12 protein-coding genes and 1 pseudogene are annotated in these 12,030 nt (G+C 69.7%); 10 read left to right on the top strand and 3 right to left on the bottom strand.

The features are described from left to right. Position 1: 1 nt before the first annotated feature. The 4 genes from rpmG (at position 2) to ACK5IN_RS03005 (ending at position 3,110) form a co-directional block, all read left to right on the top strand. Positions 2-139, top strand: a complete 138-nt coding sequence (rpmG, locus tag ACK5IN_RS02990; protein ID WP_416894747.1) for a 50S ribosomal protein L33 — start codon at positions 2-4, stop codon at positions 137-139. Positions 140-143: 4 nt separating this feature from the next. Continuing rightward, on the top strand, positions 144-449 hold the full coding sequence (gene rpsN, locus ACK5IN_RS02995) for a 30S ribosomal protein S14 (RefSeq protein WP_416894736.1): 306 nt from the start codon (positions 144-146) through the stop codon (positions 447-449). A gap of 306 nt (positions 450-755) precedes the next feature. Beyond that, positions 756-1,043, top strand: coding sequence for an HU family DNA-binding protein (locus tag ACK5IN_RS03000; RefSeq protein ID WP_416894737.1), 288 nt, complete (start codon positions 756-758; stop codon positions 1,041-1,043). Between the two features lie 69 nt (positions 1,044-1,112). Continuing rightward, a complete protein-coding gene (locus tag ACK5IN_RS03005; protein ID WP_416894738.1) occupies positions 1,113-3,110 on the top strand; it encodes a cytochrome c oxidase assembly protein in 1,998 nt (665 codons plus the stop codon). Between the two features lie 11 nt (positions 3,111-3,121). On the opposite strand, the gene ACK5IN_RS03010 is transcribed toward ACK5IN_RS03005, so the two are convergent. Then, complete coding sequence (locus ACK5IN_RS03010) at positions 3,122-4,183, bottom strand: hypothetical protein (RefSeq protein ID WP_416894739.1); 1,062 nt, start codon at positions 4,181-4,183, stop codon at positions 3,122-3,124. 65 nt (positions 4,184-4,248) lie between these two features. On the opposite strand from ACK5IN_RS03010, the gene ACK5IN_RS03015 reads away from it, so the two are divergent. After that, positions 4,249-5,676, top strand: coding sequence for an ATP-dependent DNA helicase (locus ACK5IN_RS03015; RefSeq protein WP_416894740.1), 1,428 nt, complete (start codon positions 4,249-4,251; stop codon positions 5,674-5,676). A 15-nt stretch (positions 5,677-5,691) separates the two neighbouring features. Here the strand turns inward: ACK5IN_RS03015 and ACK5IN_RS03020 are convergent, their stop codons facing one another. Next, positions 5,692-6,345, bottom strand: a complete 654-nt coding sequence (locus ACK5IN_RS03020) for a heme oxygenase (biliverdin-producing) (protein ID WP_416894741.1) — start codon at positions 6,343-6,345, stop codon at positions 5,692-5,694. Positions 6,346-6,432: 87 nt separating this feature from the next. Continuing rightward, on the bottom strand, positions 6,433-6,744 hold the full coding sequence (locus tag ACK5IN_RS03025) for a DUF2470 domain-containing protein (RefSeq protein ID WP_416894742.1): 312 nt from the start codon (positions 6,742-6,744) through the stop codon (positions 6,433-6,435). Between the two features lie 129 nt (positions 6,745-6,873). Between ACK5IN_RS03025 and ACK5IN_RS03030 the strand changes: the two genes are divergently transcribed. The 5 genes and pseudogenes from ACK5IN_RS03030 to ACK5IN_RS03050 all read left to right on the top strand — a co-directional run. Continuing rightward, on the top strand, positions 6,874-8,121 hold the full coding sequence (locus tag ACK5IN_RS03030; RefSeq protein ID WP_416894743.1) for a serine hydrolase domain-containing protein: 1,248 nt from the start codon (positions 6,874-6,876) through the stop codon (positions 8,119-8,121). Beyond that, positions 8,118-8,972, top strand: coding sequence for an EamA family transporter (locus tag ACK5IN_RS03035; RefSeq protein WP_416894744.1), 855 nt, complete (start codon positions 8,118-8,120; stop codon positions 8,970-8,972). Before ACK5IN_RS03030 ends, ACK5IN_RS03035 begins: the two co-directional genes overlap by 4 nt. A 107-nt stretch (positions 8,973-9,079) precedes the next feature. Further along, positions 9,080-10,465: a magnesium transporter gene (gene mgtE, locus ACK5IN_RS03040; protein WP_416894745.1), complete on the top strand. Its 1,386-nt coding sequence runs from the start codon at positions 9,080-9,082 to the stop codon at positions 10,463-10,465. Between the two features lie 232 nt (positions 10,466-10,697). Further along, positions 10,698-11,243, top strand: coding sequence for a Panacea domain-containing protein (locus ACK5IN_RS03045; RefSeq protein WP_416894746.1), 546 nt, complete (start codon positions 10,698-10,700; stop codon positions 11,241-11,243). Positions 11,244-11,389: 146 nt separating this feature from the next. Next, positions 11,390-12,030 (top strand): annotated as a pseudogene (locus ACK5IN_RS03050) (hypothetical protein); the annotation flags it as partial.

Here is a 12,030-nt window from a genome sequence, read left to right on the forward strand (position 1 = left end):
CATCAAGCTGCGGTCGACCGCCGGCACGGGGTACACCTACGTGACGCGCAAGAACCGCCGCAACAACCCCGACCGCATCGTGCTGAAGAAGTACGACCCCGTCGTGCGCAAGCACGTGGAATTCCGAGAGGAGCGCTGAGCTCATGGCGAAGAAGAGCAAGATCGCCCGCAACAAGCAGCGCCAGGAGGTCGTGGACCGCTACGCCGCCAAGCGCACCGAGCTGAAGAGGGCCCTGGTCGACCCGAAGTCGACCGACGAAGAGCGCGAAGCCGCCCGCGTCGGCCTGCAGAAGCTGCCGCGCAACGCCTCGCCGGTGCGCCTGCGCAACCGCGACGTCATCGACGGCCGCCCGCGCGGCGTGCTGTCGAAGTTCGGCATCTCGCGCGTCCGCTTCCGCGACATGGCACACCGGGGCGAACTGCCCGGCGTGACCAAGTCGAGCTGGTAGGCCAGCCCGCAGACGAACACCGTCGAGCTGGTAAGCACACGATTCAGCGAAGGCCGGCACCCCTGCGGAGGTGCCGGCCTTCGTCGTCCCTGGCGCGGTGGGTGACCGCGGCATCCGTCACTTTCGTCACATCGGCCACACTTGCCACCGCGACACGCCGCAATCTTTCCCCTAAACCCCCCGATATCCGCGGAATCACGCGGATTCTTGGTACATTCGACGCGGTCGATCGACCAGCCGGGGGCGAACGCCATCCCGGTCCGTAGCAAGCAGAGGCGGTCATCCGCCGCCTTGGAGGACAAACACATGGCCGACAAGTCCATCACCAAGACCGAGCTCGTCGCGAGCATCGCCAGCGCGACCGGTCAGAGCCAGGCCGCTGTGTCGGGCGTGCTCGACTCCCTCTTCTCCACGGTCGCCGAGGCCGTCGCCAAGGGCTCGAAGGTGTCGATCCCCGGTTGGCTGTCGTTCGAGCGCGTCGCCACGTCCGCTCGCACCGGCCGCAACCCGCAGACGGGTGCCGAGATCAAGATCCCCGCGGGTCAGCGCGTCAAGGTCACGGCCGGCTCGAAGCTGAAGGCCGCCGTCAAGTAGCACTGACGACAAGCGAAGAAGAGGGATGCCGCGCGGCATCCCTCTTCTTCTGTTATCTAGGCTGGAGGGGTGGAACCCCGTGCACTCCGGGCCATCGGCCCGGCGATCCTCGTCGCCGTCGCGCTCGTGGTCCTCCTCCTCCTGCTGGCCTACGGCGGTGGCGCCGCCCCGCTGCGCCTCGACGACGCCGGACCTGTGGTGCGGTGGGGGCTGCCCACGGCGCAGCTGGTGGTCAACCTCGCCGCCGCCGGAATGGTCGGGTCGCTCGTGCTGGGACTCTTTGCGCTCACCGCACAGCAGCGACCGTTCGAGGTCGCGCTGGACGTGGCATCCATCTCTGCCGCGATCTTCACCGTCGCCGCGGCCTTCACCGGCTTCTTCACGTTTCTCAACGTCTTCAATCCGCGGCTGGACGCCGGCCCCGAGTTCGGGGCGCAACTGGGCCGGTTCCTCACCGAGCAGGAGCTCGGCCGGGCCTGGCTGATCACCGTCGTCGCCGGCGCTGCGCTCACGGTGCTCACCTTCGCGGTGCGCACGTGGACGCCGACGCTGCTGATTGCGATCCTCGCGATCGTCACGCTCATCCCGATGGCCACGCAGGGGCACAGCGGTGACCTCGGCACCCACGACATCGCCGTCACGTCGCTGGCCATGCACACCATCGGCGCGGCGATGTGGCTCGGCGGCCTCGTGCTCACCGTCGTCGTGCGGCCCCTGCTCGACCGCGGCACGCTCGCCACGTTCATGGCGCGGTACTCGAGCATCGCGCTGTTCGCGTTCATCGTCGTGGCCGTCTCGGGCCTGGTCCGTTCGGTCGTCGCGCTGCAGGACTGGAGCGCCCTGTTCTCGCCGTACGGCGCGATCCTCATCGTCAAGGTCATCGCGCTGGTCGCGATGGGGGTGCTCGGCGCGTGGTACCGGCGGCGGCTCATCGCGCGGCTCGGCGACCCCTCGACGAGCGCGGGGAGCGGCGGAGTGTTCTGGGGCCTCATCGCGCTCGAGCTGGCCCTGATGGGCGCCGCCAGCGGTGCCGCGGTGGCGCTGAGCCGCACGCCTCCACCGCTGGAAGAGACCGTGTCGCTGGCGCCGACCCCGGCGCAGCGGCTCACCGGCAGCCCGCTGCCGCCCGAGCTGACCCCCGAACGCTGGATCACGATGTGGAACATCGATCTGTTCTGGCTGATGTTCGTGGTCTTCGCCGCGTTCTTCTACCTGGCCGGGGTCTGGCGGCTGCACCGTCGCGGCGACACGTGGCCGGTGTACCGCACCGTGCTCTGGCTGCTGGGACTGCTGCTGCTGCTGTGGGTCACGTGCGGTCCGATCAACGTGTACCAGGACTACCTGTTCAGCGTGCACATGGTGGGGCACATGCTGCTCGGCATGGTCATTCCGGTGCTGCTGGTGCCCGGCTCCCCCATCACGCTGGCGGCGCGGGCGATCCGCAAGCGCGACGACGGCACACGCGGCGGTCGCGAGTGGGTCCTGTGGGCCGTGCACTCGCCGGTCGCCCGTGTGCTCACGAACCCGTGGGTGGCCGCGGGGCTGTTCATCGGCAGCCTGTGGGTCTTCTACTTCACCGACCTTTTCCGCTGGGCGATGTACGACCACCTCGGTCATCAGTGGATGATCGTGCACTTCCTCATCACCGGCTATCTGTTCGTGCTGTCGTTGATCGGCATCGACCCGGTGCCGTACCGGCTGCCCTATCCCGGTCGCCTGGTGCTGCTGCTGCTCGTCATGGCGATGCACGCCTTCTTCGGCATTGCCATCATGATGCAGAGCGGTCTCATGCTCGCCGAGTGGTTCGGCTCGATGGGGCGCACGTGGGGGCCGACGCCGCTGGAGGATCAGTACATCGGCGGCGGCATCGCATGGTCGGTCGGCGAGCTGCCGACGCTCGTGCTCGGAGTGACCGTGGCGATCCAGTGGAGCCGCAGCGACGAACGAATGCAGCGCCGCCGCGACCGGCACTCGGACCGCACCGGCGACGCCGAACTCGACGAATACAACGCCCACCTCGCCGCACTCGCCGCGCAAGACGCGAAGGACGCCCAACGCGGCGGGTGACCCGCCTGCCGCTACCCACCCCCGACGTGGATAGCCACGGAGTCGTCGGGCAGCACGGTGATGGTGCCCGACACCGTGAACGGCACGTCCTCCGACGTGTGCTGCACGCTGCCGTCGAACAGCGACACGATGTCGACGGCGATGTGCGCGACGGCCTCGGTCGCCGGAATCGCCCAGTGCGCGTCGTCGGGCACGACCGTGATGACCGGATCGGCGGCAATGCTCCACTTCGGGGGGCCGTCGATGCGGTCGGCGACGAAGTACCCGAACGGACACGCGGTCGGCTGCAGCACCTCCTGTGTGGCGCACGCGGCGAGGAACTCGTCGACGCGCTGCTGCACGACGTCGACGAACTCTTGAGTGGGCTCGGCCTGCAGGTCGACCGGCACGGTGACGAGGGGCTGGTCGGCGAGTACGTTCACCCCGGGGGTCGCGGCAATCGCCGTGTCGACCGCGACGTGGTACAGGCCGGGGGAGAACACGAGCATCGGCACGGGCTCGAACGGCTCGGCATCCAGCATGTCGGGAGAGACCTGCCGTTTGTCGAGCCGGAAGTCGTTGACCGAGAACTGCATCGACCCGCGCACGTGCACATCGATCACCGACAGCGGGCTGCGAGCGAACCGCCAGGCCGGGGCGACGCCGATCCAGCCGTTGCGCTCGACCGTGAACATCGTCGTGCCCGCGTGGCCGCCGGCCTTGTAGGCGACGTGCACGACCGTCGTCTCGCCGTCGGCGACGGTCTTGGTGGTCTCGATGTCAGTGAGCGACCCCAGGGCCGCCTGCCGCAGCAGGGCGTCGGAGGCGGCAAGGGGCAGCCCTGCCGCTTGCAGCTCGGCCGAGTCGATCGGCACTCCTGGCATCGTCAGCGCGTCGGCGGCGCGCCCGTCGCTGAGCAGCGACAGGTAGCGTTCGACGAACGCCTTCGGGCTGTACAGCTGCTGGTAGAGCACCACGACCCCGGCGGCGGCGGCGCCGAGCAGCACGGCCAGCACGACACCGATGATCGTCAGGTCGCGGCCCAGGTGGGCTCGCTTCGGCGTCGTCGCCGCGGCATCCACCCCTTGGTTCACGGCCCCAGTCTAGAAAGGAGCGCCTGTTCACAGGCTGAGCGCGTCACGAACCGGCACGTCTTAACATGGATCGGGTGACCGCGCCCTCCCTCTCCCCCGAGCAGGAGGCGCTGTTCCGCCTCATCGAAGACACCCGCGAGCACGTGTTCGTGACCGGCCGCGCGGGCACCGGCAAGTCGACGCTGCTGCAGCACCTGGCGGCGAACACGTCGAAGCAGATCGCGGTGTGCGCACCCACGGGCGTCGCCGCGCTGAACGTCGAAGGGCAGACGATCCACTCGCTGTTCCGCCTGCCGATCGGTCTCATCGGCAAGACGGAGGAACGGCAGTCGGATGCGACGCGCACGCTGCTGAACGCGATCGACACGCTCGTCGTCGACGAGATCTCGATGGTCAACGCCGATCTGATGGACGCCATGGACGGTGCGCTGCGCCGCGCGCGGGGGCGCCGCGGCGAGCCGTTCGGCGGGGTGCAGATCGTGATGTTCGGCGACCCGTATCAGCTGGCGCCCGTGCCGCCACGGGGCGATGAGCTGCGCTACGTGCGCGATCACTACCGGTCGTTCTGGTTCTTCGACGCGCACGTGTGGGGCGGCCCCTCGACAGGCTCGGGGAGCGGTTCAGGGCCGGGGAGCGGTTCAGGGCCGGGGAGCGGTTCAGGCTCGGGGAATGGTTCAGGGCCGGGGCTCTTCGACCTCGACGGCGCCGACCTGCACATCCGCGAGCTGCGTGACATCCATCGTCAGTCCGATCCGCGGTTCAAGGCGATGCTCAACGCGGTGCGCCACGGGCGGGTCACGGCCGACGTCGCACAGATCCTCAACGACACCGGCGCTCGCCGGCCGCCCGAGCCCGGGCCCGGGGAGGCACCGATCATCACGCTCGCAACACGCAACGACATCGTGAACGCCATCAACCGGCGGCACCTCGAGGCGCTGCGCGGCAGCGCCCAGACCGCCGTGGCCGAGATCAACGGCGACTTCGGCCGCGGCGACGTATACCCGGCCGACCGTGAGCTGCAGCTCAAGGTCGGGGCGCAGGTGATGTTCCTGCGCAACGACACCGCCGGCTACGGCGAGGCGCCCCGCTGGGTGAACGGGTCGATTGGCACGGTCACCCGTATCTCGGGCGGGACGGTGCGCGTCGACCTCGACGGCGAGGAGCACGACGTCGAGCCCGCCGTCTGGGAGAGGTTCCGCTACTCGTACGACCCCGGCTCGAAGTCGCTGTCGCGCGACAGCGTCGCCGAGTTCACGCAGTTCCCGCTGCGGCTGGCGTGGGCCGTGACGATCCACAAGTCACAGGGCAAGACCTATGACCGGGCGATCGTCGACCTCGGCTCGGGCGCGTTCGCCCCCGGGCAGACCTATGTGGCGCTGTCGCGCCTGACCTCGCTGGACGGCCTCTACCTGTCGCGACCGCTGCGCCCGAGCGACATCCGGGTCGACCCCGACGTCGAGCGGTTCATGTCCACCGCGCCCGCGGCATCCTGATCCCGCCTGATCGGGTCAGGCGACGGCGACGGCGTCGCGCGCGGCGAGCTCCTGGAACACCTCGGTGTTGAACCGGTACGCCCGCAGCACCTCGTCGATGACGCGCTCCTTCTCGGTGTCGTCCCACGGGGCCGCGTCGAGCTGCGCGCGGTAGACGTCCTTGAACGCGCGCGGGTCGGCGATGTCGCCGAAGAGGTAGAACCCGATGCCGTTGGTCTCGAAGCCGAAGCGGCGGGCCACGACCTTGCCGATGTGCAGCCCGCCCGACAGGTCGCCCAGGTAGCGGGTGTAGTGGTGCGCGACGTACCCGCCCGCCCAGGTCGATCCGACGGCGTTGATACGGTCGACGTAGCGCTGCGTGGACGGCAGCGGTGCGATCCGTTCGCGCCAGTCGTCGCCGATCAGGAACGCGAGATCCGCTTCGAGCGCGGGCAGGCGTGTGAGCTGATCGGTGATGAACACGGATGCCACGGCATCGTCGCGCATCCGATCGGTCGCCGCCTCGAGGGCCTCGTAGATGAAGTAGTGCTGAGCGACCAGTGCCACGTAATCGTCGCGGGTCCCCTCGCCCTTGAGCAGGCCGGCCATGAAGCCGGCACTCTCGCTGCCGGAGTGTGCGCTGGAGGAGCGCTCGCGCAGCGCTGTCGAGAAGGGAATGGGCTCGGTCATGACACCCACTATACCTTCAGGTAAGCGGAACCTTACCTACATCAACCCTCGGGCTGCCTCGATTCGATGCGTCCACACGTTCCGCGCTCAGGCGTGCGGGCGGGGCTCGATGCCGAGCTTCGCGCACGCCGCGTCGTACAGCACCACGACCTCGCGACGCACCTCCGGACGCTCGGAGATCGGCCCGCCGGGCCACGGCACCCGTACCGCGTGCTCGGTGCCGTCGTCGAGCTGCACCCGCCAGTCGCCGCCATCGCCGTCGAATCCGGTCATCGTCGCCGATGCGACCGCGTCGGACGGCCCGAAGGCCCGGGTGATGAGAACGTTGTCGTCGAGGTGGTCGTCGTTCATATGGTGCAGGACGGCGGAGACGACGGCGGGATCGAAGATGTGCGGCATGGCTCTACCGTAACGATCCCGTGATGGTGCAGGCGGTGTGGGCGGCATGTCGGCGCCCCTCGTTTACACTCGATGCAGAGCACACCGGGGGGTGAGATGCGGGCACGGTCCCTACGCCGACGAACGGCGGTGGCATTGAGCATGCTCGCAGCGGCGACCCTCGGCCTGGCTGCCTGTGCGCCGGATACCGCGATCGACATCCCGGGGCCCACGCAGGTCGAGGGCCAGATCGCGGAGCCGACGCTCGCTGAGCTGCAGGCGGCGGTCACCGATGCGATGGCCGCGACCGGCTCCTCCGGCGCCATCGTCGGGGTGTGGGTGCCGTGGAGCGGCACCTGGGTCGCCGGTCTCGGCACCCAGACGCCGACGAGCCAGACGGCCGTCACTGCAGAGATGACCTTCCGCATCGCCGACGTCACCCGCGCCATGACCTGCGACGCACTGTACGCGGCGGCGGCAGACGGCCTCGTCGCGCTCGACGACCCGGTATCGCAGTGGGTCAGCGGCGTCTCCGACCTGACCGATGTGACCCTGCTCGACCTGTGCAACGGCACGGGCAGCATCGGATCGTACCAGGGGCGGCTGCAGCCGATGTGGCTGACGAACCCCGAGCGCGTGTGGAACCCGCGCGAGCTGGCGAGTTTCGGCCTCGGGCAGGATCGCACGGAGCGCGGCGTGGCGTGGCGAGACTCGGACACCGGGTACGTGCTGCTCGGGCTGGCGCTCGAGCGCGCCACCGGCAAGACCGCCTCCGAGATGCTCGCCGACGAGGTCTTCGAGCCGCTCGGCCTCGAGAGCACGTCGCTCCCCGGGGGGAGTGGCCAGTGGGCGGGCACCGGCACCCTGACCGGCACGCTGTCGGTGAAAGACGGCGAAGGCGTGATGAACTGCACCGAGCCGCTCGACGTGAGCAACGTCTCGACGAGCACCGGCTACACCGACTCGGGCGTCGTCTCCACGATCGCCGACCTCGGCCGGTACACGCGGGCGCTCGCTGTCGGTGCACTGGCGGTCGACGAGAAGGCGGCCGAAGCCCGCTGGGCCGCCCCGAAGACGATGGGCGACACGTCCTGGTTCACCACCACCGGCGGGGCGTTCCAGGCCGGTTCCCTCGTCGGCCAATTCGGTTCGGTGCCCGGCTATCTCACCGCCGCGTTCGCGGACGCCGAGACGGGGCTCACTGTGGCCGTCGTGCTGAACAACTCGGCATCGAAGGCGGGTACGGCCGCGTACCTGGCCTGGGAGCTCGCCGCCATCGCATCCAAGGCTCCGGCGGCGCCGGGCCAGACGGCTCCGGAGTTCGGCCTGCCGTGGACCGCCGAGCAGTACCACACCCAGATCGCCGAAGCGGCGATCTGCCCGCTGCCCGAGTCGTGACCCGCAACGCCGGCTTCGCGGTCGGCTTCGTCGTCCTCGGCCTCGTGTGCCAAGAGGTCGGCGCGGCCATCGCGACGACGCTGTTCCCGAACGCCGGCCCCCTCGGCATGGTCATGCTACGGCTGGTGTTCTCCGCTGCGCTGCTGCTGATCATCGCGCGCCCCGCGCTGCGCGGCCACCATCGCAGCAGCTGGACCGCCGTCGTCGGCTTCGGGCTCGTGCTCGCCGTCATGAACGGCTTCTTCTACCTGGCGCTGGAGCGGCTGCCACTGGGCGTGACGGTCACCATCGAGGTGCTCGGGCCGCTGACCCTGTCGATCATCGTCAGGCGCCGAGCGTCGGCCTGGCTGTGGGCATTGCTGGCGCTCACCGGAGCCGCCGCACTTGCGGGCGGCGGCTGGGACCGGCTCGACCCGATCGGCGTGCTCTACGCGCTGGCGGCGGCAGCGAGCTGGGCCTTCTACATCCTCGCATCGGCGCGCGTCGGGCGGGCGTTCCCACGCCTCGACGGACTCGCCCTGGCGATGACCGTCGGTGCGCTCGTCTCGCTCCCGTTCGGAATCATGGATGCCGGTGCCGCCCTGCTCGACCCCATGATCATCGGCCTTGGGGCCGCCGTGGCGGTGCTCTCCTCGACGATCCCGTATGCCCTCGAGCTGCTCGCACTGCGGCGACTGCAGGCATCCGCCTTCGCCGTTCTCATGAGCCTCGGGCCCGCGACCGCCGCCCTCGCCGGGTTCGTGCTGCTCGGGCAGCACCTGAGCTGGCTCGAGATCGTCGGCATCGCCCTCGTCGTCCTGGCGAGCATGGGTGCCGTGCGCTCCTCCGCCGCGTCCCGCACCGCCGCCTGATCGCGAGACGTGCCCTGTGCGCGTCGACCGGCGCGGTGCGCACGTGCGAATGCGCGGAACGCACGTCTCGACGCGCGGTGGACACCTGCGACGGGGATAATGCAGGCATGGCTCCCCTCAGCGCGTCCGGTGTCCGCCCCACCGACCTCTCCCAGGTGCTCGCCGCCGGTACGCCGGACGCCCTGGAGTCGTGGCTCGAGGCCGTGACCGATCCGGGTGAACGCACCGGGCAGCTGGCGCTGCTCGAGCCCGACGAACGGCGTCGCCTGGGCGACCTGCTCGACGCCGACACCGGCGAGGAGCTCGTGTCGACGCTGCAGCCGCATGCCGCCGGCGACCTGCTCATCGGCATCGCACCGGCCCGCGCGGGCATCGTGCTCGACGCGCTGAACTCCGACCATGCCGCAGAGGTGCTGCGCGAGCTCGAGCCCGCCGAGCGCGAGCCGCTGCTGGCGGCGGTGCCGCTGACGCAGGCCAATGTGCTGCACGCGCTGCTGGCATGGCCCGACGACGCGGCCGCGGCGCACATGGTGCCCGAGGTGCTCACCGTCGCCGCCGACGCGGAGGCGGCGGAGGCCGTGGCGGGTCTGCGGGCCGAGGCAACCCATCGCCGCATCGATTCGCAGTCGGGTGGCTACGTCTATGCGGTCGACGGTGATCGGCGGCTGGTCGGGGTGCTCGCGTTCCGCGACCTGGTGCTCGCGCCGGCCGGAACGCCCGTCTCGGAGCTCATGGACCCGGACGTGCTGGCGGTCGCACCGCTGGACGACTCTGAGCACGCGGCGCGGACGCTGCGGGAGTACCGTCTGCTGGCGATCCCGGTGGTGGATGCCGAGAACCGCCTGCTCGGGGTGCTCACCGCCGACGCGGCCGCCGACATCGCCGCGGAGGAGGCGACCGAGGACGCCGAGCTGCAGGGCGGTTCGCAGCCGCTGGACACGCCGTACCTGCGCGCGTCGCCGTGGCTGCTGTGGCGCAAGCGCATCGTCTGGTTGCTGATCCTGTTCGTCGCGTCGGCATATACCGCAACCGTTATGCAGATCTTCGAGGACGAGCTGGATGCCGTCGTCGCACTGGCCTTCTTCATCCCGCTGCTCATCGGCACCGGCGGAAACACCGGCACACAGATCACCACGACGCTCGTGCGGGCCATCGCAACCGGGCAGGTGCGCATGCGCGACGTGGGGCGCGTGCTCAGCAAGGAGATGACCTCGGCGCTGCTCGTCGCGCTGACGATGGCGATCACCGGGCTCATCCGCGCGTTCCTGCTCGGGGTCGGCTGGGCAGTCGTGCTCACCGTCGTGCTCACGATCGTGGCGATCGTTCTCTGGTCGGCGTTCGTGGCATCCATCCTCCCGCTGGTGCTCAAGAAGACCCGTGTCGACCCGGCCGTGGCATCCGCCCCGATGATCTCGACGATCGTCGACGGCACGGGCCTGGTGATCTACTTCCTCATCGCCAAGGCGCTGCTGCCCGAACTGGCGGGGCTGTAGGCATCAGGTGCCGGGTGCGCTCGCTCGCAGCCCGACGGCGGCAGCCTTCGCAGCGAGCTCGTGGTCGCAGGCGATCACCTCGTCGACGCCGATGCGCACCGCAGCGGTGTCGCTCAGGCGGGCGACCAGGACCGCTGACCGATGTGGAGCCGGGAAGGTCGGCGCACCCTACAGCGTTGTCAGAGGTAGGTGACATAGTGTTAGGTCTGACTCACCTGAGGAGGTGGAACCCATGACGAACGCAATCAAGGTCGCAGACTACCTTCGCACCAAGTCGGTGTACGGAGAGATGCACCTCCAGAAACTGCTCTACTACTCGCAGGCGTGGTCGCTCGCGTGGACCGGGAAGCCCCTCTTCAGCGACGAGATCGAGGCCTGGGTCAAGGGCCCCGTCGTCCGGCAGGTGTGGGCCGCTGGCCGCTACTCCGACTACGTGGTCCCCGCAGATGGTGAAGACCTCACGCCCGAGCAACGAGCGCTCATCGACGCCGTGTACGCGTTCTATGGCCGTGACGATGGACGTGCCCTGAGTGTCCGGACGCACGGTGAGGACCCGTGGGCGGAAGCCCGCGGAGACACGCCTCCGAACGTTCAGTCCACGAAGCCCGTCTCCCAATCGACCATGCGGAGGTTCTTCAGCCGAATGGCTGTCGAGGGCGGTGACATGCCGGTCGCTCCGATGATCGGTGCCGCTCCCGCAGATGAGCGGGTCGTTGCGGCAGGTGCACGCCAGGCCGCTCGCTGGCGCGGTGCCCTTGACGCGCTCGCGCTCCGATGACGGAGTTCCTGACCGTCGAGCAGGTGATCGCGCTGCACGACCGCGAGAAGGTCTGCCTGGCTCATCGATCGCGTGTGAACCACGCGAGGGGCGGATCAGCCGGGTAGGCCAGCCCGCCCCTCGACGGTGACCCTGCGGGCCGATCCATGATCGCCCCGAGCACCTTCGAGACGAAGCGCGACGCCCTCGACTACCTCGCCGGAATCCGCGCCGACCGGATGCGCGGTACCTACCGTGACCACCGCGCCGGAGATGCGCCGTTCGGGCCCTACGCGATGGAGTGGGTAGGGAACGGCGGTTCACGGGGCAGACTCGCGCCGAAGACGTGCGCGAACAACGAGGACCTCCTCGCCGGGCTCCTCTCGCCGCTCCGCGATCACGCGCTCTCGTCCATCACGCCCGCCGTCGTACGGTCCTGGTACAGCCGGGCGCGCAAGGACCTCGCCGCCACGTTGAAACTGCGTGCGGAGGAGGCGCGGCGCAAGGTGCTGGAGACGGCGAAGCGGCGGGGCGTCGAGCCCTCGGAGGCCCCGCCCGTCCCCACGGGTGAATCGCGGCTCCGGCAGGCGTACACGCTCCTGCGCTCCATCCTCCAGACCGCCGTGCGTGATGGGCTGATCCGGTCGAACCCCTGCCAGATCGTCGGTGCCGGGTCTGTCGCTCACCCTGAGCGCCCCTACATGACGCCGGAGGCGCTCGCCGCCATCGTCAACGCCATGCCGGAGCAGTGGACACTCTCGATCCGCGTGATGTTCGGCGCTCACCTGCGCGTCGGTGAACTCGTCGC

Origin of the sequence: Microbacterium sp., from assembly GCF_047971895.1 — a bacterium.
Classification (GTDB): domain Bacteria; phylum Actinomycetota; class Actinomycetes; order Actinomycetales; family Microbacteriaceae; genus Microbacterium.